Below are 23,293 nucleotides of genomic sequence, written 5' to 3'. Positions count from 1 at the left end.
GCCCGCTGCCGGAGGGCTACGAGTCCGGCTCGAAGCGGGCCGCCTCCAGGTACTCGGGCTTCGGGTCGAGCGCGGCGGCCAGGCGGAAGTGGCGCTTGGCTTGGTCCGGCCGGCCGGAGCGCTGGAATGTCCGGGCGAGCGCGAAGTGGGCGAAGGCGTTGTCCGGCTCGCGCTCCAGGACCAGCTCGAACTCCAGCTGGGCGGGGCGCAGCTGCGCCGCCGCGAAGAAGGCACGGGCGCGCAGCAGACGGGCGGCGGTGTTCTCGGGATGGGCGGCGATCACCGAGTCGAGCAGCTTGACGGCTCCGCGCGGGTCCCGTGCGGCGAGGAGCTGCTCCGCGGCGCGGAAGTCGATGACGTGGGTCTCGGGGCTGCTGTCGGGCACGGTCACATCCTTCCCCTTGCTCCAGCCCTTCAACATCGTCGGCGCGGCCCGTATTCCGGCGGCCAGGGCCTGATCCGGAAGACAGGCCCTAGCGTGCGGCCCGTTCGCCCAGCTCCGCCCACACCTCGCGCACGCGCGGCTCCAGCGCCTCCAGCGGCCCGTCGTTGTCGATGACGAGGTCGGCGATGGCGAGGCGCTGCTCGCGTGTGGCCTGGGCCGCCATCCGGGCGCGGGCTTCGGCGTCGGTCATCCCGCGCAACCGTACGAGCCGGTCCAGTTGGGTCGCGGGCGAGGCGTCCACGACGACGACCAGGTCGTAGAGCGGCGCCAGGCCGTTCTCGGTGAGCAGGGGGACGTCGTGGATCACCACCGCGTCCTGCCCCGCGGCCGCCTCCAGCTCGGCGGAGCGGGCGCGGACGAGGGGGTGGACGATGGCGTTGAGGGTGGCGAGGCGGTCCGGGTCGGCGAAGACGATGGAGCCGAGCCGGGGCCGGTCGAGGGTGCCCTCAGGGGTGAGGATCTCGGGCCCGAACGCCTCCACGACGGCCGCGAGCCCGGGCGTGCCGGGCTCGACGACCTCGCGGGCGATCTTGTCGGAGTCGATCAGGACCGCTCCGTACGAGACGAGCAGCCGCGACACCTCGCTCTTGCCGGCTCCGATGCCGCCGGTCAGCCCCACTCTCAGCATGTGCCGAAGCTTAGGCCCTGGCTCCCCCGCCGTGTCGGGCACCCTTCAACGGCATCGCGGGGCACCGACGCTACGCCTCCCCCTCCCGCTCCGCGAGGAACCGCTCGAACTGGCGGCCGAGCTCGTCGGCGGACGGCAGCTCCACCGGCTCGGCGACCAGGCTGCCGCGCGTCTCGGCACCGGCCATCGCGTCGTACTGGTGCTCGAGGCCCTGTACGAGCGCGACGAGCTCCTCGTCGCCCTCGCCTATCTGGCGCTCGATCTCGGTCTGGGTGCGCTGGGCCTCGGTGCGCAGCGCGTGCGCGACACCCGGCAGGACCAGGCCCGTCGCGGCGGTGATGGCCTCCAGCGCGGTGAGGGCCGCGTCCGGGTACGAGGACCGCGCCACATAGTGCGGTACGTGCGCGGCGACGCCCAGCACGTCATGGCCCGCCTCCATGAGGCGGTATTCCAGGAGCGACTCGGCGCTGCCCGGCACCTGGGCCTCGTCGAAGGTGTTGCGGTGGCCGGGCATCAGGTCGGTGCGGTTGCCGTGCGGGGTGAGCCCGACGGGGCGGGTGTGCGGCACGCCCATGGGAATGCCGTGGAAGTTGACCGACAGGCGCACGCCCAGCCGCTCGACGATCTGCCGTACGGCGACGGCGAACCGCTCCCACTCGACGTCCGGCTCCGGACCCGACAGCAGCAGGAAGGGGGCCCCGGTGGAGTCCTGGACGAGGCGGACCTCGATGGCGGGCGTCTCGTACCCGGTCCAGCGGTCGCGCCGGAACGTCAGCAGCGGGCGACGGGCCCGGTAGTCCACGAGCCGGTCGTGGTCGAAGCGGGCCACCACCTGGTGGGGCAGGGATCCGAGCAGGCCGTCGACGATCTGCTCGCCGGTCTCACCCGCGTCGATGTATCCGTCGAAGTGGTAGAGCATGACGAGGCCGGCCGACTCCTGTGCCAGCGCCATGTCGACGACGGCCAGGCCCTTCGGCTCCCATGCGTACAAATCCCGGGGATCAAGCACGATTACCGCTCCTCCTCATATCTCTGGGAAGAACGTCACTCACCGCACAGGCATTCCCACTCCGCGGCCCCGGGTCGCGAACACGACTGAGGCCCGCCCCCTTCCGGGGACGGGCCTCAGTACTGCTACCTACCGCTCAGCGGCGAGTCGATCGATCGATCGGGCCGTTTCCAGCCGCATCGATGCGAGTCGATCGTCAGCTCTGGCCGCCGGCCAGCTTCTCGCGCAGGGCGGCCAGCGCCTCGTCCGACGCCAGGGCGCCGGAGTTGTCGTCCGACTCCGAGGAGTACGAACCGCCGGAGACACCCGCCGGGGCACCGGCCGGAGCGGCGGCGCCACCCTCGGCAGCGGCGGCCTCGTCGGCCTCGCGGGACTTGATGACCTGGGCCTGGTGCTGCTCGAAGCGCTGCTGCGCCTCGGCGTACTGGGTCTCCCACGCCTCGCGCTGGGCCTCGTAGCCCGGCAGCCAGTCGTTGGTCTCCGGGTCGAAGCCCTCGGGGTAGATGTAGTTGCCCTGGTCGTCGTAGGACGCGGCCATGCCGTACAGGGTCGGGTCGAACTCGACCGAGGCCGGGTCGGCACCGAAGGACTCGTTGGCCTGCTTCAGCGAGAGGCTGATGCGGCGGCGCTCGAGGTCGATGTCGATGACCTTGACGAAGATCTCGTCGTTGACCTGGACGACCTGCTCCGGGATCTCCACGTGGCGCTCGGCCAGCTCGGAGATGTGGACCAGACCCTCGATGCCCTCGTCCACGCGGACGAACGCGCCGAACGGAACGAGCTTGGTGACCTTACCCGGGACGACCTGACCGATCTGGTGCGTACGGGCGAACTGCTGCCACGGGTCCTCCTGCGTCGCCTTCAGCGACAGAGAGACACGCTCGCGGTCCATGTCGACGTCGAGGACCTCGACGGTGACTTCCTGGCCGACCTCGACAACCTCGGACGGGTGGTCGATGTGCTTCCAGGACAGCTCGGAGACGTGGACCAGACCGTCGACGCCACCCAGGTCCACGAAGGCACCGAAGTTGACGATCGAGGAGACGACGCCGGAACGGACCTGACCCTTCTGCAGGGTCGTGAGGAACGTCTGGCGGACCTCGGACTGGGTCTGCTCGAGCCAGGCGCGGCGGGACAGGACCACGTTGTTGCGGTTCTTGTCCAGCTCGATGATCTTCGCCTCGAGCTCCTTGCCCACGTAGGGCTGGAGGTCGCGGACACGACGCATCTCGACGAGGGAGGCCGGCAGGAAGCCACGGAGGCCGATGTCGAGGATGAGACCACCCTTGACGACCTCGATGACGGTACCGGTGACGATGCCGTCCTCTTCCTTGATCTTCTCGATGGTGCCCCAGGCACGCTCGTACTGGGCGCGCTTCTTCGAGAGGATCAGGCGGCCTTCCTTGTCCTCCTTCTGGAGAACAAGGGCCTCGATCTCGTCGCCGACCTTGACGACCTCGTTCGGGTCGACGTCGTGCTTGATCGAGAGCTCGCGGCTCGGGATGACACCTTCGGTCTTGTAACCGATGTCGAGCAGGACCTCGTCCCGGTCGACCTTCACGATGACGCCGTCGACGATGTCGCCGTCGTTGAAGTACTTGATCGTCTCGTCGATCGCGGCGAGGAAGGCTTCCTCGTTACCGATGTCGTTGACCGCAACCTGCGGGGTGGTGGCGGTGGTCTCGGTGCTGCTCGTCATGTGGGAAAGGGCTCCGGTACGGACATTGAAGTCGTAGGTACTGCTACGCCGAGAGCCCGTATCGCCTCTGCAGAAGCCGGACAGCCAAGGAAGCACCCGCCCCGGAGGGGCGACGCCTCGAGAACCGAGGGGACATACAACAGATGCGAGCGCGGCCTGCTCCGTCTGAGGCGCGCAGGCCCGCAGCGCAACCTTTAGCATACGGGGACGGCCGGACACGGTCAATGCGCGAAGGCGCACACCCGGGGCAGAACGTCACATACCCGGCACATTTAATGTTTCCCAAGGCCATCGTGGCCGCGGCTACGGCTTCCGCGGACGCCCGCTCCGGGGCTCCCGCAGACGGCCGTGCGCAACCTACAACGGCGGTGGGGATGATCCAAGAGTACGAGCCCGAGGCCACCAGGCGCCACGCCGGTGACACCGAGAGCAGCCGGGCGAACCGGGGCTGGTGGGACCGGAACGCCGACGAGTACCAGACCGAGCACGGCGCGTTCCTCGGGGACGACCGCTTCGTCTGGGGGCCGGAGGGGCTGGACGAGGCGGAGGCCCGCCTCCTGGGGGACGTCTCCGGACTGGACGTCCTGGAGATCGGCGCGGGCGCCGCGCAGTGTTCGCGCTGGCTCGCCGCGCAGGGGGCCCGCCCGGTCGCCCTGGACCTCTCCCACCGCCAGCTCCAGCACGCCCTGCGGATCGGCGCGGACGTCCCGCTCGTGGAGGCCGACGCGGGCGCCCTCCCCTTCCGGGACGGCTCCTTCGACCTGGCCTGCTCCGCCTACGGGGCGGTGCCCTTCGTCGCCGATCCGGTGCGGGTCTTCCGCGAGGTACGCAGGGTGCTGCGGCCGGGCGGGCGGTGGGTGTTCTCGGTGACGCACCCGATCCGCTGGGCGTTCCCCGACGAGCCCGGACCGGAGGGGCTGTCGGTCGCCTCCTCGTACTTCGACCGCACCCCTTACGTCGAGCAGGACGAGGAGGGCCGGGCGGTCTACGTGGAGCACCACCGGACCCTCGGGGACCGGGTGCGGGACGTGGTGGCGGGCGGCTTCCACCTCGTGGACCTGGTCGAACCGGAATGGCCCTCCTGGAACACCCAGGAGTGGGGCGGCTGGTCCCCGCTGCGCGGAAACCTGATCCCGGGGACGGCGATCTTCGTGTGCGAGCGCGCGTGATGCGTGCGGAGGCCCTGGACCTGCCCGTACGCACCGCCCTGCCCGCCCTGGAGCGGGCGCTGGACGGGCACGGGGCGGCGGTGCTGTGCGCGCCGCCCGGCACCGGCAAGACCACGCTGGTGCCGCTGGTGCTCGCCGAGCGGGGAGCACGCGTCCTTGTCGCGGAGCCGCGGCGGATCGCCGCCCGGGCCGCGGCCCGGCGCATGGCGTGGCTGCTGGGCGAGAAGGTGGGCGGCCGGGTCGGCTTCACCGTGCGCGGCGAACGGGTGGTGTCGCGCGAGACGGTGGTCGAGGTGGTGACGACCGGTGTCCTGCTGCAGCGCCTCCAGCGGGACCAGGAGCTCGGCGGCACCGACGTCGTGATGCTCGACGAGTGCCATGAGCGGCACCTGGACGCGGACACGGCGGCGGCGTTCCTGCTGGACGTACGGGAGACCCTGCGGCCCGAGCTGCGGCTGCTGGCCGCGTCCGCGACGACCGACGCCGAGGGCTGGGCGCGGCTGCTGGGCGGCGCGCCCGTCGTGGAGGCGGCGGGTGTGGCGCACCCCGTGGAGGTGGTGTGGGCCCCTCCGGCGGCGCCGGTGCGGCCGCCGCACGGGATGCGGGTGGACCCGGCGCTGCTCGGGCACGTCGCGTCGGTGGTGCGGCGGGCGCTGGCGGAGCGGTCGGGGGACGTGCTGTGCTTCCTGCCCGGTGTCGGGGAGATCGCGCGGGTGGCGGGCCTGCTGTCCGGCCTGCCCGGCGTGGAGCTGCTCCAGGTGCACGGCCGGGCCCCGGCGGCGGTGCAGGACGCGGTCCTCTCCCCCGGCGGGGACCGCCGCCGGGTGGTGCTGGCGACGTCGGTCGCCGAGTCGTCGCTGACCGTGCCCGGCGTGCGCGTGGTGGTCGACTCGGGGCTCGCGCGTGAGCCGCGGGTGGACCACGCGCGGGGCCTGGGGTCGCTGACCACGGTGTGGGCGTCGCGGGCAGCCGCCCGGCAGCGCGCCGGGCGCGCCGGGCGCGAGGCGCCGGGCACCGTCTACCGGTGCTGGGCCGAGGCGGAGGACACGCGGCGGCAGCCGTTCCCGGCGCCCGAGATCCAGGTGGCCGATCTGACCGCGTTCGCGCTGCAGGCCGCCGCCTGGGGCGACCCGGGTGCCGCGGGTCTCGCGCTGCTGGATGCGCCGCCCGCGGGCGCGATGGGCGCGGCGCGGGAGGTGCTGACCGCGATCGGCGCGGTCGACGGGTCCGGGCGGGTGACGGACCGGGGCGTGCGCATGTCGCGGCTGGGCGTGCACCCCCGGCTGGCCCGCGCCCTGCTGGACGGAGCGCCTGTGGTGGGCGCGCGGCGCGCTGCGGAGGTGGTGGCCCTGCTGAGCGAGGAACCTCCGCGCGAGTACGGCGACGACCTGGCGGCCGCCTGGCGTACGGCCCGGCGTTCACCGGGCGACGCGTACGGCGCCCGCTGGCGGCAGGAGGCACGGCGCCTCGCGGGGCAGCTGGACGCCGCCGACGGCCCGGGCCGTGGGGTGCCGGACGACGCCGCCGTCGGTGCGGTGACCTCCCTGGCGTATCCGGAACGGGTGGCGCGTGCGCGGGGCGCGAAGGCCGAGGGCGCGTTCCTCATGGCCTCCGGGACGCGGGCCGAGCTCGGCGAGGGGTCCCGGCTGCGCGGGTCGGAGTGGCTGGCCGTCGCCGTCGCGGACCGGCCCGCTCACGCGGCGTCCGCGCGGGTGCGGCTGGCGGCCGTGATCGACGAGGAGACCGCGCGGGCGGCCGCCGGGGGGTTGTTCCTGGCGGGTGAGGAGGTCGGCTGGGAGGCCGGTGACGTGGTCGCCCGGTCCGTGGAGCGGCTGGGCGCCGTCGAGCTGACCGTACGGCCGCTGACCGACCCGGACCCCGTACGCGTACGGGAGGCGCTGCTGGAGGGTCTGCGGCGCGAGGGGCTCGGGCTGCTGCGGTGGTCGCGGGAAGCGGAGGGGCTGCGGCAGCGGCTGGCGTTCCTGCACCGGGTGGTCGGCGCGCCGTGGCCGGACGTGTCGGACGCCGCGCTGCTGGAGCGGGCCGGCGACTGGCTGGAACCGGAGCTGTCCCGGGCGCGGCGGCGGGCGGATCTGGCCCGTGTCGACGCCGGTCAGGCGATGCGGCGGCTGCTGCCCTGGGCCACCGGTGAGGCGGCCCGCCTGGACGAGCTGGCCCCGGAGCGGATCGAGGTGCCCAGCGGGTCGCGGATCCGGGTGGAGTACGGCGCCGGGGAGCAGCCCGTGCTGGCGGTGAAGCTGCAGGAGATGTTCGGGCTCGGCGAGACCCCGCGGATAGCGGGCGTTCCGGTGCTGGTGCACCTGCTGTCCCCGGCCGGCCGGCCCGCCGCCGTCACGGCGGACCTGGCGTCCTTCTGGCGCGACGGGTACCGCTCCGTGCGGGCGGAGCTGCGCGGCCGGTACCCGAAGCACCCGTGGCCGGAGGACCCGGCGGGGGCGGAGCCGACGAAGCGGACGAACACGCGCCGCTGAGCGCTTCCGGGGCTCGGGCCAGCGCCGGGCCCCGGGCTGGGCCTCGGGGGCTGGGGGCCTCAGGCCGCCGGGGCCGGGGCCGGGGCCGCGACCTTGAGCTCGACGGTCAGGGTCGCGCCGCCGGCGGTGGTCAGACGGAGCAGGAAGGTGCCGGTCTGGCCGTCCGCGTACATCTTCGGCAGCTTGAGGACGCCGTTGGCGTCCGTCTTCAGGCCCGCGAGGGTCCGGACGGGGTTGCCCTGCTCGTCCTTGAAGAAGGGGCCCTTGTCGTTGGCGGTGGCGCTGTCCGCGGACGTGATCATGGTGGCGGTCAGCGCGACGCCGGACGCGACGGCGCCCTTGTACGTGGCCTTCACCTCGACCTGGTCGGCGAACTCCGTCTCCGGGGCGGCCGTCAGGGCCTTCTCGTCCGTCCTGGCGAGCGCGTCGGCCGCGCGCTCCGTGACGGTCGCGGTGAAGTCGACGGCGGGCAGCGTCGCACGGCGCACGACGGTGGCCCGTACGGTGAACTCGCCGGTCCGCTCCCCCGCCACGATCGGCGGGGCGGCGGCCGTTCCGTCCGCGGCCGTGGTGACGACGACGCTGCCGACCGAGCCGGTCCCGGCCGCGAAGCGCGCCTCCGTGGCGCCGACGATCTCGAACTCGACCGCCAGCTTGGCGACGGGCTTGCCCGCCCGGTCGAGCGCCTTGACCTCGGGGCGCTCGGTGAAGCGGCTGCCCGCCATCGCGGTGAGCGGGCCCGTCCCGGCGTCCGTGAGGCGTGCGACCTTCTCGTGCGGCGCGGGGGTGGGGGTGACGGGCGGCTTGGTCGGGTCCTGGGTGGCCGGCGGGGTCGTGGGCGTCGGCTTGGCCGGGCCCGGGGTGACCGGCGGGGTCGTGGGCGTCGACGGGGACGGCTTCACGGGAGGCGGGGTCGGCGTGGGGGACGGCGTGACGGGGAGGGTCGGCATCGGCGTCGGCGTCGGGCGGGCCGCCGGCTTGTTGTCGCTGCGGTCGGCCGGCAGGACACCCGTACCGTCCGGAATCCGGTGCGTACCGCGCTTGTAGTACTCGAACCAGGACAGAACCGTACGCAGGTACTCCGTCGAGCGGTTGTAGCTGAGGATCGCCTTGTCGAGGTCGGCCTTGAGGGCGAGGTCGCGGTTGTTGGCGCAGAGGTACATGCCGGCGGCCTGCGCGGCGTCGTAGATGTTGTTCGGGTCCTTGCGGCCGTCGCCGTTGGCGTCCTGGCCCCAGCTCGCCCACGTGGACGGGATGAACTGCATGGGACCGACCGCGCGGTCGTGCGTCGTGTCGCCGTCGTACGCACCGTCGTCGGTGTCGGAGATGTTGGCGAAGCCGACACCGTTGAGGACGGGACCGAGGATCGGCGAGAGGGTGGTGCCGTCGGCGCTCACGCGGCCGCCGCGGGCCTGGCCGGACTCCACCTTGCCGATGCCCGCGAGGAGTTGCCAGGGGAGGTTGCAGCCGGGGTCGGCGGCGCGGAGGTGCTGCTCCGCCTGCTTGTAGGCGGCGAGGACGGTGGCCGGTATGCCCGCTTCCGCGGGGCCCGTGACGATCGGTGCCGCGGGAGTGCCGGGCTTGTCCGGGGTGTTGAGCGGGGGCAGGTCGGTGTAGTACGGCGAGTTGCCGGTGGCCGAGTTCTCGTGGGGCTGGGGGGTGGCGTCGGCGGCCTGGGGGTCACCGCTGCCGCCCTCGGCGGCGGATGTCACGCCCGGGGCCTGCGAGGCGGAGAGTGCCGCCACCGCGGCGGCTGCCACAGCGGTGCTGGTGGCTCCCTTGCGCAGCCGGCGGCCGATGTGCGCTGCCATACGTGTGGTCCCTCCCCTTTGACACTGCCGTCCGCGCTCCCCGCGCGAGGACTCAAGCGACCCTACGTCAACCGGCGGCTCCGGCACACCGCCCGCTGACCGCTTTTCACGCTTTCGTCACCGCTTGGTTCACCGGAATCCGGAGTCCGAACGTCACGCATACTGGCGGCCATTGACCGACATGCTCAAGGGGGACCTTCCACCATGCCGTTCACTCTCAGCCATGCCGCGGCCGTGCTGCCCGCGATACGGAGGTCCGGCGCGGCACGCGGGCCCTTGGTCGCGTCGGCGCTCGTCGCCGGGTCGTTCGCGCCGGACATGACGTACTTCGCGGACACGGCGCTGCCCGGGGCGATGCGTTTCGGGGACGTCACGCACGGGGTGCTGGGCGTGCTGACCGTTGATGTCGCGATCGCGGCGGCGCTGGTTGCGGTGTGGCTGATGGTCCGTGAGCCGCTGGTGGCGCTGGTGCCCGGGCGGTGGCAGGGGCCGCTGCACGCGCTGCTGCGGGGGCAGGCGTGGCGTGGGCGGCGGCGGGCGGAGCTGGCGGCGTGGTTCTACGTCTCGGCGGTCGTCGGCGCGACGACGCATGTGGTGTGGGACGCCTTCACGCACCTGGACCGGTGGGGCATGAAGCTGCTGCCGATGCTGGGCGAGGTGGTGGCCGGCTTCCCGATGTACCTGTACGCGCAGTACGGCGGATCGGCGGTGGCGCTGCTGGTGCTGGCGTGGTTCGTGGGAAGCGGGGTGCGGCGGATGTCGCGGTCCGGGGCTTCGGTGCCCGGCGCTTCGGGGGCCGGTACCTCGGGGGCCGGCGCCTCGGGGGCCGGCGCCTCGGGGGCCGTGCCGGTGCTCGGGCGGCGGGGGCGGTGGCTGGCGGCGGGGCTGCTCGGGGTGTCCGTGACGGTGGGCGTGGTGCACCGGTGCGCGCGGTGGTACGCGTACTGGGGGCATGCGCCGGAGACGCCGCTGGACATCATCCCGACGGCCTGCTTCGGCGCGGGGGCGGGGTTGGCGGGTGGGGTGCTGGTGTACGGCGTGGTGATGCGGCTGCGGACGGCGGGTCCTTCCCCCACCCCTCCCCCTGCCCCTCCTGTGCCGGCGGGCGTGGGCGGAGCTCGACTCCCCGAAACCGAGGACTCCGCCCCCGGACCCCGCAGGGGTTGAGGCCACTGCGGGGCGGCCGCCCCCTCGGGGCGGCGGCTTCGCGCCGCGCACCGCTCACAGGGGGCGAGCGGTGCGCGGCGCGTGAGCGTGCGTCAGTGCGCCGCGGAGTCCCAGTCCGGGCCCACGCCCACCGAGACGTCCAGGGGGGCGCGGAGGTCGACCGCCGTGGACATCTCGTGGCGGACCAGGGCCTCGACCCGGTCGCGCTCGCCGGGGGCGACCTCCAGGACGATTTCGTCGTGGACCTGGAGCAGCAGGCGGGTCTTCAGGTCCGCCTCGCGCAGGGCGCGGTCGACGCGCAGCATGGCGACCTTCACGATGTCGGCGGCCGTGCCCTGGATCGGGGCGTTCAGCGCCATCCGCTCCGCGGCCTCCCTGCGCTGGCGGTTGTCGCTGTTGAGGTCCGGGAGGTAGCGGCGGCGGCCGAGCATGGTCTCCGTATAACCGGTGGCGCGGGCCTCGTCGACGACGCGGCGCAGGTAGTCGCGCACCCCGCCGAACCGCTCGAAGTACGTGTCCATCAGGGCACGCGCCTCGCCGGCCTCGATGTTGAGCTGCTGGGAGAGGCCGAACGCGGACAGGCCGTACGCCAGGCCGTACGACATCGCCTTGATCTTGCGGCGCATCTCCGCGTCGACCGCGGACCGCTCGACGCCGAACACCTGGGAGGCGACGGTGGTGTGCAGGTCCTCGCCGGAGGTGAAGGCCTCGATGAGGCCCTCGTCCTCCGACAGGTGGGCCATGACGCGCAGCTCGATCTGGCTGTAGTCGGCCGTCATCAGCGACTCGAAGCCCTCGCCGACGACGAAGCCGTGCCGGATGGCGCGGCCCTCGTCGGTGCGGACCGGCACGTTCTGCAGGTTGGGGTCGGTCGACGAGAGGCGGCCGGTCGCCGCGACCGTCTGGCTGAAGGTGGTGTGGATGCGGCCGTCGGCGGCGATCGTCTTGATCAGGCCCTCGACGGTGGAGCGCAGCCTGGCCTGCTCGCGGTGGCGCAGCATGATGACCGGCAGCTCGTGCTCGGTCTGGCCGGCCAGCCAGGCGAGCGCGTCCGCGTCCGTGGTGTAGCCGGTCTTGGTCTTCTTCGTCTTGGGGAGGTTCAGCTCGCCGAAGAGGACCTCCTGGAGCTGCTTCGGGGAGCCGAGGTTGAACTCGTGGCCCACGGAGGCGTGCGCCTCCTTGACCGCCTGCTGCACCGCTGCGGCGAACTGCTGTTCCATCGCCTCCAGATGGGCGCGGTCGGCGGAGATGCCGTACCGCTCCATCCGGGCGAGCACCACGGAGGTGGGCAGTTCCACGTCGTGCAGCAGCTCGGTGGCGCCGACCTCCTTGAGCTTCTCGCCGAAGGCCTCGCCCAGGTCGAGGACCGCGCGGGCCTGGGCCATCAGTGCGTCGGCCTCGGCCTGCTCGTCGGTGCCGAAGGCGAGCTGCCCGTCGGCCGCGGCGGGGGCCAGCTCGCGGTGGAGGTACTCGACGGAGAGGGCGTCCAGCGCGAAGGAGCGGCGGCCCGGCTTGACCAGGTAGGCGGCGAGGGCGGTGTCCATCGTGATGCCCTCGATGTGCCAGCCGTGCTCGGGGAAGACCCGCAGGGCCTCCTTCGCGCTGTGCAGCACCTTGGGGCGGGCCGGGTCGGCGAGCCAGGCGGCGAAGGCCTTCTCGTCGGCCTCGTCGAGCTGGGTGGTGTCGAACCAGGCCGCCTTGCCGTCGGCACCGGCGAGCGCGACCTCGGCGACGTTCCCCACGCCGAGGGCCCAGGTGGCGACGGTGGCCACGCCGAGCGGCTGGCCGCCGTGCTGCTCCAGCCAGAGGGCGAGCTCGCCGGAGCCGAGCACCGTACCGTCCAGTTCCACCCCGGCGGCCGGGGCGGGGGCCTCTTCCTCCTGCGCGCCCGGGTCGACCGCGAGGAGCCGGTCGCGCAGGCTCGGGTTGCGGATCTCCAGGACCTCCAGGAAGCCCTTGAGCGCGGTCCGGTCGTACGGCCGGCGCTCCAGGTCCGCCACCGTCTTCGGCAGCTCCACGTCACGGACGAGCTCGGTCAGGTGGCGGTTGAGCTTGACGGACTCCAGGTGGTCGCGCAGGGCCTGGCCGACCTTGCCCTTGACCTCGTCGGCCCGCTCGACCAGCTCGGCGAACGAACCGAACTGGTTGATCCACTTCGTGGCCGTCTTCTCCCCGACGCCCGGGATGCCCGGCAGGTTGTCGGACGGGTCGCCCCGCAGGGCGGCGAAGTCGGGGTACTGCGACGGGGACAGCCCGTACTTCTCCTGGACCTTCTCCGGGGTGAACCGGGTCAGCTCGGAGACGCCCTTCGTGGGGTACAGCACGGTCACGTGGTCGGAGACCAGCTGGAACGAGTCCCGGTCGCCGGTGACGATCAGCACCTCGAAGCCCTGGGCCTCGGCCTGCGTGGCGAGCGTGGCGATCACGTCGTCCGCCTCGAACCCGTCCACGGCGAACCGCTCGGCGTTCATGGTGTCGAGCAGCTCGCCGATCAGCTCGACCTGCCCCTTGAACTCGTCGGGGGTCGCGGAGCGGTTCGCCTTGTACTCGGGGAAGTCCGCCGAGCGCCACGTCTTGCGCGACACGTCGAACGCGACGGCGAAGTGCGTCGGCGACTCGTCACGCAGCGTGTTCGCCAGCATCGACGCGAAGCCGTAGATGGCGTTGGTCGTCTGGCCGCTCGCGGTGGTGAAGTTCTCCGCGGGCAGCGCGAAGAACGCCCGGTACGCCAGGGAGTGCCCGTCCATGAGGAGCAGGCGCGGACGGTTGTCGTCTGGGGTCTTCTTCGATGCTGTCTCAGCCACGGACACGATCCTGCCACGGACCACCGACAATGCCGGTCCCGGCCGAGGGGCGGTGCCCGCTGTCAGTGGGCCGTGACAGGATCGGAGACGTACATCGGACACAACCGCTCAAGGGGGAGCGCGATGGCCAGCAAGCCGCCCGCAGGTGACCCGGTCCAGGACGCGCCGCAGGTCCAGGCGCCCCAGCACGCCGCTGCCGGCCTCCCCGCGATCGGGCACACCCTCAAGATCGCCCAGCAGCAGATGGGCCTCGCCCGCACCGCGCGGACCCTGCTCAGGGTCAACCAGAAGGACGGCTTCGACTGCCCGGGCTGCGCCTGGCCCGAGGGCGACAAGCGACACGTCGCGGAGTTCTGCGAGAACGGCGCGAAGGCCGTCGCCGAGGAGGCCACGCTGCGCCGCGTGACGCCCGCCTTCTTCGCCGCGCACCCCGTGGCGGACCTGGCCACCCGCAGCGGGTACTGGCTCGGGCAGCAGGGCCGGATCACCCACCCCGTGTACCTGCCGGAGGGCGCCGACCGCTACGAGCCGGTGACGTGGGAGCGCGCCTTCGCGATCATCGCGGAGGAGCTGACCGCGCTCGGCTCCCCCGACGAGGCGGTCTTCTACACCTCCGGCCGCACCAGCAACGAGGCCGCGTTCCTGCTCCAGCTCTTCGCCCGCGAGTTCGGCACGAACAACCTCCCGGACTGCTCCAACATGTGCCACGAGTCGTCCGGCTCCGCGCTCACCGAGACGATCGGCATCGGCAAGGGCAGCGTCTCCCTGGAGGACCTGCACCGGGCGGACCTGATCATCGTGGCCGGGCAGAACCCCGGCACCAACCACCCGCGCATGCTCTCCGCCCTGGAGAAGGCCAAGGCGGCGGGGGCGAGGATCATCTCGGTCAACCCGCTGCCCGAGGCGGGCCTGGAGCGGTTCAAGAACCCGCAGACCCCGCAGGGCATGCTCAAGGGCGCCGCCCTCACCGACCTGTTCCTCCAGATCCGCATCGGCGGCGACCAGGCCCTCTTCCGGCTCCTCAACAAGCTGATCCTGGAGACCGACGGCGCCGTCGACGAGGAGTTCGTACGCGAGCACACGCACGGGTACGAGGAGTTCGCGGCCGCCGCCAAGGCCGCCGACTGGGACGAGACGCTCGCCGCCACCGGCCTGGAGCGCTCCGAGATCGAGCGCGCCCTGCGCATGGTGCTCGCCTCGGAGCGCACCATCGTCTGCTGGGCCATGGGCCTCACCCAGCACAAGCACTCCGTGCCGACCATCCGCGAAGTGGTCAACTTCCTCCTGCTGCGCGGCAACATCGGCCGCCCGGGCGCGGGGGTCTGCCCGGTGCGCGGGCACTCCAACGTGCAGGGCGACCGCACGATGGGCATCTTCGAGCGCCCGTCCGCCGCCTTCCTGGACGCCCTGGACAAGGAGTTCGGCATCGCCGCGCCCCGCCACCACGGCTTCGACGTGGTGCGCTCCATCCAGGCGCTGCGCGACGGCGAGGCGAAGGTGTTCTTCGCGATGGGCGGCAACTTCGTGGGGGCGACGCCCGACACGGAGGTCACCGAGGCGGCCATGCGCCGCGCCCGGCTCACCGTGCACGTGTCGACCAAGCTGAACCGCTCCCACGCGGTCACCGGCACGCGCGCGCTGATCCTGCCCACGCTCGGCCGCACCGACAAGGACGTCCAGGCCACCGGGAAGCAGTTCGTCACGGTCGAGGACTCCATGGGCCTGGTCCACGCCTCGCGCGGGAACCTGCCGCCGGCGAGTCCGCACCTGCTGTCCGAGCCGGCCATCGTGGCGCGCATGGCGCGGGCCGTGCTGGGCGAGGCGTCGGCCACGCCGTGGGAGGAGTTCGAGAAGGACTACGCGACGATCCGCGACCGCATCGCGCGCGTGGTCCCCGGCTTCGAGGACTTCAACGCCCGCCTCGCGGCGAACCCCGGCGGCTTCGCCCTGCCGCACGCCCCGCGCGACGAGCGGCGCTTCCCCACGAAGACCGGCAAGGCGAACTTCACCGCCGCGCCCGTCGAGTACCCGCGGGTCCCCGAGGGGCGGCTGCTGCTGCAGACCCTGCGCTCGCACGACCAGTACAACACCACCATCTACGGCCTGGACGACCGCTACCGCGGCATCAAGGGCGGCCGCCGCGTGGTCCTGGTCCACCCGGAGGACGCCCGTGCGCTGGGCTTCGCCGACGGGTCGTACGCCGACCTCGTCAGCGAGTGGCGCGACGGCTCCGAGCGGCGCGCGCCCGGCTTCCGGGTGGTGCACTACCCCACCGCGCGGGGCTGCGCCGCCGCGTACTACCCGGAGACGAACGTCCTGGTGCCCCTGGACTCCACCGCCGACGTCAGCAACACCCCCGCCAGCAAGTCCGTGATCGTGCGTCTGGAACAATCGGCGACCGTCTGAGCGTTCGCTTAGCCAGCCAGCCAGCCAACCAGTCGGCACAAGGCCGTACGACGACGAACGGAGCCGGGCCCCATGGGCGAGCAGACCAGCGTGAAGTTCCCGCAGGAAGTCATCGACGAGTACGCCTCGCTCGGTGTCGACCTGCCCGCCCTCTTCTCCGCCGGGCACCTCGGCACCCGCATGGGCGTGCGAATCCTGGAGGCCTCCGCCGAGCGGGTCGTCGGCACCATGCCGGTCGAGGGCAACACCCAGCCGTACGGACTACTGCACGGCGGCGCGTCCGCCGTCCTCGCCGAGACCCTCGGCTCGGTCGGCTCCATGCTCCACGGCGGCATCTCCAAGATCGCGGTGGGCGTGGACCTCAACTGCACCCACCACCGGGGCGTCCGCAGCGGACTGGTGACCGGCGTGGCCACCCCCGTGCACCGCGGGCGCTCCACCGCCACGTACGAGATCGTCATCACCGACGAGCAGGACAAGCGGGTGTGCACGGCCCGCCTGACGTGCCTGCTGCGGGAGGCCCCGCAGGGCGACGGCCCCACCGGCTGACCGCCCGGCACCACGCGTCCGCCGGAAACCTCGGTACCGGAACAGCCGAGAGCCGGGAGAGCCCCGAAAGGCTCCCCCGGCTCCCGTACCGGCGGATCAGGTCAGGCAGCGCCCTCACCGAGGTAGGCGGCCCGGATCCGGGAATCGGCGAGCAGGTCCCGCGCCTCTCCGTCCACCGACACCGACCCGGTCTCCAGCACATAGCCGCGATGGGCGAGCCCCAGCGCCTGAGTGGCGTTCTGCTCCACGAGCAGCACCGTGGTGCCCTGCTCGTTGATGTCGCGGATGATCTCGAAGATCTGCTGCACGATCAGCGGGGCGAGCCCCATGGACGGTTCGTCGAGCAGCAGCAGCTCCGGCTTGCCCATCAGGGCCCGGCCGATCGCCAGCATCTGCTGCTCGCCACCCGAGAGGGTGCCCGCGAGCTGCGTCCGCCGCTCCGCGAGCCGGGGGAACAGCCCGAAGATCCGGTCCAGGTCCCCGGAGTCCACCGACGAGAAGCGGTAGGCGCCGATCTCCAGGTTCTCCAGGACCGACATCCGCGGGAAGACCCGGCGGCCCTCCGGCACGTGCCCGATCCCGAAGTGGACCAGCTCGTGCGACTTGATGCCGTCGATGCGCTCGCCACGCAGCCGCACCTCGCCGGCGCTCGGCCGCAGCATGCCGGAGACCGTGCGCAGCGTCGTGGTCTTGCCCGCGCCGTTGCCTCCGAGCAGGGCCACGATCTCGCCCTCGTTCACCCTGAGGTCGATGCCCTTCAGCGCCTCGATCGCACCGTAGGAGACCCGCAGGGCGCTCAGTTCGAGCAGCGGCACGCCGGCCGTCCCCTCGGTTTCCGCCCGGCTCGCCGGATCCGTCGTCACGCTCACTGCCCCTCCTCCGCGTCCGAGGCCGACCGCTCGGCGATGATGTTCTGCACCGTTTCGGCGTCCTCGGCCGACGATCCGAGATAGGCCTCGATGACGGCGGGGTGCCGCTGCACCTCGCTCGGCGTGCCCTCCGCGATCTTCTTGCCGAAGTTGAGCACCATGACCCGGTCCGCCACCGACATCACCAGCCGCATGTCGTGCTCGATCAGCAGCACGCTCACGCCCAGCTCGGTGTTGATCCGCCGGATGAGCTGCTCCAGCTGGAGCTTCTCCGTCGGGTTCGTACCGGCGGCCGGCTCGTCGAGGAGCAGTACCTGCGGTTCCGTGGCCAGCGCCCGCGCGATCTCCAGGCTGCGCTGGTCGCCGTAGCTGAGGGACCCGGCGATGTCGTTGAGCTTGTCCTCCAGGCCCACGAACGTCAGCAGCCGGTGGGCCCGCTCGTCACTGTGCCGCTCCGCCCGCCGGGCGTTCGGCAGACCCAGGATGATCGACACCGGCCCGGCCTTCAGCCGGGTCTCGGCGGCGATCTTCACGTTCTCCAGCGCGGTCAGCGCCGAGAACAGGCGGATGTTCTGGAACGTCCGCGCGAGGCCCAGGCGGTTGACCACATGGGGCTTGCGTCCCAGCAGCTGGTGGTGCCCACCGTCCTTGTCGTGGAAGGTGATGCTGCCCTCCTGCGGGGTGTAGGCACCCGTCAGGGAGTTGAACAGCGAGGTCTTGCCCGCGCCGTTCGGGCCGATCACCGCCAGGATCTCGCCCCGCCGCATGGACAGGTCGACCTTGTCCAGGCTGGTCAGACCGCCGAACCGCAGGGTCAGATCCGAGGTCTCCAGGACCGTGGTGGCGTCCGGGGCCTCCGGTCGCCCGGCCTGCGCCTCGCCACTCGTCACTTTGGTGGCCATCACAGCTTGCCTCCCGCCCGCTCGGTCATGGCATCGGCCTCTCCGAGTCCTTCGTCCGCCATTTTCAGTTCCCGTTGGCGACGGCGGGACGGCCAGACGCCCTGCGGACGGTAGATCATCATCACCACGAGCAGCGCACCGAGGTACATGTACCGGTCGGACGGCTCCACGTAGTCACGCAGCGCCTCGGGCAGCCACACCAGGACGGCCGCGCCGATGAGCACGCCCGGGAGCGACCCCATGCCGCCGAAGATGACGTAGGCGAGCACCAGGATGGAGTTGAGGATGGCGAAGTTCTCGGGGTTGAAGTAGCCGACCTTGCTCGCGTAGACCACACCGGCGATACCGGAGGTGGACGCTCCGATGGCGAACGCCATCAGCTTGAACTTCACCGTGTCCACGCCGTTCGCGGCGGCCGCCACCTCGTCCTCGCGGATGGCGGTCCAGGCCCGCCCGACCCGGGAGTGCTCCAGCCGGACGAAGATCACGACCATGAGCACGATCAGCGTCACCAGCAGGTACCAGTACGGCATCCGCTCCAGCGACCACTGGTAGCCGAACGCGGAGAACTTCGGGATCTGCCGGGCGCCGGCCGAGCCGTTGGTGATGCCGTCCGCGTTCTTGGCCACCAGGTAGACGATCTCGTGGAAGCCCAGGGTGACGATGGCGAGGTAGTCGCCGCGCAGCCGCAGCGTCGGCGCGCCCAGCAGGATGCCCGCGATCAGGCAGGTGACCACCGCGACCGGGATGACCAGGAAGTTGTTGAGCACGACGGGCGGTTCGACGGGCAGCGCGCCGGTCCAGAAGGCGGCGCTGTACGCGCCGACCGCGAAGAACGCCACGAAGCCCAGGTCCAGCAGGCCCGCCCAGCCGATCACCACGTTGAGGCCGATCGCCAGCAGCGCGTAGATGGCGACCTGGTCGACGAGCACGGTCTGCCAGTAGCCGGACAGCTGCCCCGGCACCAGGAGGACGATCAGCAGCACGGCGGCGAGGAGGCCCCACCGCACCTTCGGCTGGGTCCGCACCACCGTGCGCGCCTGCTCCAGCTTCCCGCCGGCCGCGCCGGCGGCCAGCGACCTGGCCCGCTCGTTCGCCTTGGTCAGCAGGCCGGAGGTGAACTCGCGGACGCACCAGATCGCGACGGCCAGCGCCAGGATCACCCAGAGGTTGACGCCGGTGAAGCTGGTCCTGAGGGAGTAGAAGATGTCCCGGGTGTTGCCCTGCTCCCCCACCATCACGGTGAGCACCACGCCGAGCGCCAGCAGGGCGCCGAGCCGCTGCCAGCGGGGCTGCTGGTACCACGCGACGTGGCGCAGCTTCGCCGCCGCCGTCATGGGCTTCTTCACCGAAGTGTCCGTGGTCATGCCGTCCTCCCCACACGCTCGCCGAGAATTCCCGTGGGCCGGAACATCAGCACGATGATGAGCACGGTGAACGCGGCGACATGGCGCCACTCACCGCCGAGGAGCGGAACGGTCAGCGTCTCGACGATGCCGAGCATCAGGCCGCCGAGCATCGCCCCCCGGATGTTGCCGATGCCGCCCACCACTGCCGCGGCGAACGCGGTGATGCCGGGGATGAAGCCCATGTCGAACTTGACCTGGAGGAAGGTGCCGTAGAGGTAGCCCGCCGCTCCGCCGAGCACGCCGCCGATCACGAAGGTGCGGGAGATGACCTTGTCGATGTCCACGCCCATGAGTGCGGCGACTTCGGCGTCCTGGGAGACCGCCCGGATGCTCGCGCCGAGCTTCGTACGGTTCACCAACAGGTCGAGGGCGATCATCATGACGACCGCGGAGCCCAGCAGCAGCAGCTGGGTGACGTTCAGGGTGGCCCCGAAGACCGTGAGGACATGCTCGTTCTTGTACGCCTCCGGCATCGGCAGCGGGTCGCGGCCGAAGAGCTTGCCCGCGAGGTTGTAGAGGAAGAAGGACGCGCCGATGGCGGTGATCAGGAAGATCAGGCGGGGCGCTCCGCGCCGGCGCAGTGGCCGATACGCGACCTTTTCCAGACCGTAGGCGGTGAGGGCTCCGAAAGCGGCGCCGGCGGTCAGACCGAGGGCGACGTATCCGACCGATGCCACACCTGAGGGGTTGCTTCCGGGAGCAACCAGGGTGAGGGATATGAGGCCGCCGTACGCACCGAACATGAACACCTCGCTGTGCGCGAAGTTGATCAGCTGCAGTACGCCGTAGACCAGTGTGTAACCGATGGCGATGACGGCATAGATGGAACCGAGCACCGCCCCCAGGACCAAATAGTCCCAGAATTCACTGAGGGACATCTTGCTGACTTCCTTGTGGGAGCTGAGCGGCCGGAGAAGCGGTGTGCGCATACGTGGGGTCCGATGCGCAGCGCAGACAAGCGATCGGCTGCGGGCCACACTCCCGGCCGGAGATGTGGCCCGCTTCCGGAAATCAGCTTCCGGCCAGCTCCTCGACCGGGCCCAGGTAGGCGATCTTTCCGTCCTTCACCTGGTACAGGAACACGTCCTGAATCTTCAGCGCACCCTTTTCGTCGAAGGAGAATTCCTTCGTGATGCCCTTGTAGGAAGCCTTCTTCAGCGCCTCGTACACCGCCTGCCGGTCCGGCTTGTCACCCAGCTTCTTCAGCTCCGCGATCACCATGTTGGTGAGGTCGTAGGCCTCGGCCGAGTACGTGCCCGGGTCGACCTTGAACTTCTTTCGGTACTCCTCGGTGAACTTCTTGGTGTTCTCCTCGACCTTCGCGTCGGTGCACGGGCAGGTCAGGTACCAGTTGTTCGCGGCCGCACCGGCGAGCTCGATGAACTTCATGTCGTTCGTGCCGTCACCGGAAATCGCGGCACCCTTGTAGCCCGCTTCGACGAGCTTCTTGGCGAACGGCGCGGCGTCCTGGTAGTAGCCCGCGTAAATCAGCGCGTCGGCCTTGGAGTTGACCACGTCCTTGGCGGTGGCGCTGTAGTCCGGGGTCTTGGCGGGGACGGACTTCTTGATGACCTCGACGCCGGCGGCCTTGAGGTCCTTCTCCGCGATCCCCGCGAGCCCGACGCCGTAGTCGGACTTGTCGTCGATCAGGTAGACCTTCTTCGGCTTCAGCTTCTTCGCGTAGTAGGTGGCCATTCCGGCACCCTGGGCGTTGTCGTTGGGAACGCCCTGGAGGAAGGTCTTGAAACCCTGCTCGGTCAGGTCTCCACGCGTTGCGGAAGCGGAGAGCGAGGCGAGACCGGCGTCACCGAGCAGAGGCGCGGCGGAATTGGTCGGTCCGGAGAATGCGGGCCCGATCAGCGCGACGACGTTCGGGTCGTCGATCGCCTTCTGGGCCGCGGCGGTGGCCTTTTCGGGGAGACCCTGGTCGTCCACCGCCATGTACTCGATCTTGAAGGGAAGGTCGCCCTTTGCGTTCGCCTGCTCGATGGCGAGCTTGATGCCCTTCTCCTCGTTCTCCCCCAGCGCCGTGTTGTCACCGGAGAGCGGCCCCTGGAAAGCAATCTTCAGGGCGTCACCGCCGCCTCCGGAATCACTGCTGCAACCAGTGAGCGCCAAGGCGCCCACAGCCACGGGAATGGCGAACCGGATGATGTTCTTGTTCAGCACAGAAGGCCCCCAGAAGCGCCTGACTTTTGTAAGCGCGTGCAGCGGGCGGAGCGCCCTCCACACCCAACCGCGCGTCAGTGCGGTGTGCGGGGAATGTAATCGTGCGATGAGCCACCCGTATAGGTGAGCCGACGATGTGTGATCCGCCCGTGACCTGCGTCATGTGCGGAATGCGGTACGCACCTTACCGAGAATCGGACAAGTCAGAGCGAACCACAAGATCCAGCCGTCCGGGCCCCTCACCCGCACCGACGGCGGCCGGAACTGTTTCCTCCCCGGAGCCGGGGCGCGACGCCTCACCCAGGGCACGGGGACCCATCCAGCGCAGCACGGGACTCGTCACCACGGTCGTGACCAGGGCGACCAGGGTGAGCAGTCCGGCCATCCTGTCGTCGATCAGGCCCGCCTCGCGACCGATCTGGATCACCACGAGCTCGGTCAGGCCACGGGCGTTGAGCAGGACGCCCAGCCCCAGGGCGGCGGGCCACGGCATGCCCGTCAGGCGGGCACAGATCCCCGCGCCCGCCACCTTCGACACGATGGCGAACACCAGCAGGCCGACGAGCGTGAGCAGGGTGCCGGCGCCCCAGCTCAGGTCCCTCAGGTTCACGGTCAGACCGAAACCGAAGAAGAAGAACGGCAGCAGGATCGTTTTGGCGACCCCGGCCACGCCCTCGACGGCCACCGCCGCGACCCGGTGGTGCCGGGGCCACACCAGCCCCACCAGCATGGCCCCGATGAGCTGGTGGACGCCGAGCGCCGCCGTCAGCGCGGCCGCCGCCATGACCCCCGCGACGAGGAAGGCCACCACACCGCCACCGCCGTCCGCCCTGTCCCTCTTCTCCGCCCACCGCGCGAGAAGCAGCCGGACCGGTCCCAGGCAGATCGCCACCACGACCGCGAGGAGGAGGGCCTGCACGGCCAGCGGGCCCATGCCCGCGCCGTGCGAGAGCGCCAGGATCGCGGTCAGCAGGAGCCAGCTGCCCGCGTCGCCGACCGCGGCGCAGAACAGGCTGAGCTGACCGGTGCGCGTCTTGGTGGCGCCGATGTCGGAGAGGATGCGCGCGAGCACCGGGAACGCCGTGATGCTCAGGGCGCAGCCCACGAACAGCACGAAGGCGAGCGGATGCCCCGCCGGCCCGAGATGGCGCTCCACGAGCGGCAGCGCGATCACCGCGCCGACGGCGAACGGCACGAAGAGCGAGGCCTGGCTGATGAGTACGGTCCGGGCGGCCGCCCCGCGCAGCCGCATCGTGGAGAGCTCCCGGCCCACTCCGAACATGAAGACCACCAGCCCGAGTTGGGCCAGCCCGCTCATCATGTCCCGTGCCTGGGAGGGGAAGAGCCATGCGCTGAACCCGGGGGCGAGCCACCCCAGCAGGGTCGACCCCATCAGCAGGCCCGCGCAGATCTCACCGATCACCCGGGGTTGCCCCAGGGCCTTGAGGGCGGCGCCGCCGAGGTGCGCGGCGGCGAGCACCACACCGGCCGCGAGGAGGAAGTGACCCGCCCCGTCCAGCCCGCCCGCCGGGGCGGCACCCCGTCCCGCCCCGGAGTCCGGACCGGAAGCCCGGGCGGCGGCTAACGCGATCACCACGAGCGGCAGGACGACCGTGACACCGATCGCGACGTAGAGGGCGCGACGGTCACGCCGGGCAGCAGAACGCATCACCACGAACGAATCTCCTTGATTACGGAGGCGGAAGAGCACAGCGGGCTCGCACCAGGGAACCGAGGAACACCGTTTGGAAGCGCGGATCTTCGT

17 protein-coding genes are annotated in these 23,293 nt (G+C 71.4%); 5 read left to right on the top strand and 12 right to left on the bottom strand.

Annotation, left to right across the window (positions count from 1 at the left end; all coding sequences use genetic code 11):
• Positions 1 to 16 precede the first annotated feature (16 nt).
• The 4 genes from AC07FJ_RS03925 to rpsA all read right to left on the bottom strand — a co-directional run bounded on the left by AC07FJ_RS03925 (position 17) and on the right by rpsA (position 3,781).
• Positions 17 to 385, bottom strand: a complete 369-nt coding sequence (locus tag AC07FJ_RS03925; protein ID WP_479044896.1) for a tetratricopeptide repeat protein — start codon at positions 383 to 385, stop codon at positions 17 to 19.
• 88 nt (positions 386 to 473) lie between these two features.
• Positions 474 to 1,073 (bottom strand): dephospho-CoA kinase, encoded by a 600-nt coding sequence (gene coaE / locus AC07FJ_RS03920; RefSeq protein WP_468292869.1) that lies wholly within the window; start codon positions 1,071 to 1,073, stop codon positions 474 to 476.
• Positions 1,074 to 1,143: 70 nt separating this feature from the next.
• Complete coding sequence (locus AC07FJ_RS03915; RefSeq protein WP_479044893.1) at positions 1,144 to 2,082, bottom strand: PAC2 family protein; 939 nt, start codon at positions 2,080 to 2,082, stop codon at positions 1,144 to 1,146.
• A gap of 196 nt (positions 2,083 to 2,278) precedes the next feature.
• Positions 2,279 to 3,781, bottom strand: a complete 1,503-nt coding sequence (gene rpsA, locus AC07FJ_RS03910) for a 30S ribosomal protein S1 (protein WP_345489430.1) — start codon at positions 3,779 to 3,781, stop codon at positions 2,279 to 2,281.
• Between the two features lie 374 nt (positions 3,782 to 4,155).
• Between rpsA and AC07FJ_RS03905 the strand changes: the two genes are divergently transcribed.
• Together AC07FJ_RS03905 and hrpB are read left to right on the top strand one after the other, a co-directional pair.
• Positions 4,156 to 4,950 (top strand): class I SAM-dependent methyltransferase, encoded by a 795-nt coding sequence (locus AC07FJ_RS03905; RefSeq protein WP_479044891.1) that lies wholly within the window; start codon positions 4,156 to 4,158, stop codon positions 4,948 to 4,950.
• The gene (gene hrpB, locus AC07FJ_RS03900; RefSeq protein WP_479045297.1) at positions 4,947 to 7,442 is read left to right on the top strand and encodes an ATP-dependent helicase HrpB; all 2,496 of its coding nucleotides are present in this window, start codon (positions 4,947 to 4,949) and stop codon (positions 7,440 to 7,442) included. The genes AC07FJ_RS03905 and hrpB overlap by 4 nt, the downstream gene beginning before the upstream one ends.
• Positions 7,443 to 7,501: 59 nt before the next feature.
• Here hrpB and AC07FJ_RS03895 read toward each other — a convergent pair whose 3' ends face one another.
• Entirely contained in the window at positions 7,502 to 9,253 is a 1,752-nt protein-coding gene (locus tag AC07FJ_RS03895) for a lytic transglycosylase domain-containing protein (RefSeq protein ID WP_479044888.1), read from the bottom strand.
• Between the two features lie 204 nt (positions 9,254 to 9,457).
• Between AC07FJ_RS03895 and AC07FJ_RS03890 the strand changes: the two genes are divergently transcribed.
• Entirely contained in the window at positions 9,458 to 10,420 is a 963-nt protein-coding gene (locus AC07FJ_RS03890; protein WP_479044887.1) for a DUF4184 family protein, read from the top strand.
• A gap of 92 nt (positions 10,421 to 10,512) precedes the next feature.
• On the opposite strand, the gene polA is transcribed toward AC07FJ_RS03890, so the two are convergent.
• Positions 10,513 to 13,167 (bottom strand): DNA polymerase I, encoded by a 2,655-nt coding sequence (gene polA / locus AC07FJ_RS03885; protein ID WP_479045295.1) that lies wholly within the window; start codon positions 13,165 to 13,167, stop codon positions 10,513 to 10,515.
• Between the two features lie 180 nt (positions 13,168 to 13,347).
• Between polA and AC07FJ_RS03880 the strand changes: the two genes are divergently transcribed.
• Entirely contained in the window at positions 13,348 to 15,630 is a 2,283-nt protein-coding gene (locus AC07FJ_RS03880; protein WP_479044885.1) for an FdhF/YdeP family oxidoreductase, read from the top strand.
• Positions 15,631 to 15,702: 72 nt separating this feature from the next.
• Entirely contained in the window at positions 15,703 to 16,179 is a 477-nt protein-coding gene (locus AC07FJ_RS03875; RefSeq protein WP_468292850.1) for a PaaI family thioesterase, read from the top strand.
• Positions 16,180 to 16,280: 101 nt separating this feature from the next.
• Here AC07FJ_RS03875 and AC07FJ_RS03870 read toward each other — a convergent pair whose 3' ends face one another.
• The 6 genes from AC07FJ_RS03870 to AC07FJ_RS03845 all read right to left on the bottom strand — a co-directional run bounded on the left by AC07FJ_RS03870 (position 16,281) and on the right by AC07FJ_RS03845 (position 23,197).
• Positions 16,281 to 17,042 (bottom strand): ABC transporter ATP-binding protein, encoded by a 762-nt coding sequence (locus tag AC07FJ_RS03870; protein ID WP_468293409.1) that lies wholly within the window; start codon positions 17,040 to 17,042, stop codon positions 16,281 to 16,283.
• Positions 17,043 to 17,044: 2 nt separating this feature from the next.
• On the bottom strand, positions 17,045 to 17,950 hold the full coding sequence (locus AC07FJ_RS03865; RefSeq protein WP_479044883.1) for an ABC transporter ATP-binding protein: 906 nt from the start codon (positions 17,948 to 17,950) through the stop codon (positions 17,045 to 17,047).
• Positions 17,950 to 19,317 (bottom strand): branched-chain amino acid ABC transporter permease, encoded by a 1,368-nt coding sequence (locus AC07FJ_RS03860; RefSeq protein WP_479044881.1) that lies wholly within the window; start codon positions 19,315 to 19,317, stop codon positions 17,950 to 17,952. Before AC07FJ_RS03860 ends, AC07FJ_RS03865 begins: the two co-directional genes overlap by 1 nt.
• On the bottom strand, positions 19,314 to 20,237 hold the full coding sequence (locus AC07FJ_RS03855) for a branched-chain amino acid ABC transporter permease (RefSeq protein WP_468292842.1): 924 nt from the start codon (positions 20,235 to 20,237) through the stop codon (positions 19,314 to 19,316). Before AC07FJ_RS03855 ends, AC07FJ_RS03860 begins: the two co-directional genes overlap by 4 nt.
• Before the next feature lie 133 nt (positions 20,238 to 20,370).
• A complete protein-coding gene (locus AC07FJ_RS03850) occupies positions 20,371 to 21,591 on the bottom strand; it encodes a branched-chain amino acid ABC transporter substrate-binding protein (protein ID WP_479044878.1) in 1,221 nt (406 codons plus the stop codon).
• Between the two features lie 121 nt (positions 21,592 to 21,712).
• On the bottom strand, positions 21,713 to 23,197 hold the full coding sequence (locus tag AC07FJ_RS03845; protein WP_479044876.1) for a cation:proton antiporter: 1,485 nt from the start codon (positions 23,195 to 23,197) through the stop codon (positions 21,713 to 21,715).
• Positions 23,198 to 23,293 lie beyond the last annotated feature (96 nt).

The sequence above is a fragment of the Streptomyces sp. NPDC045998 genome (genome assembly GCF_056430285.1).
This window is presented reverse-complemented; position numbering and strand designations above follow the sequence as displayed.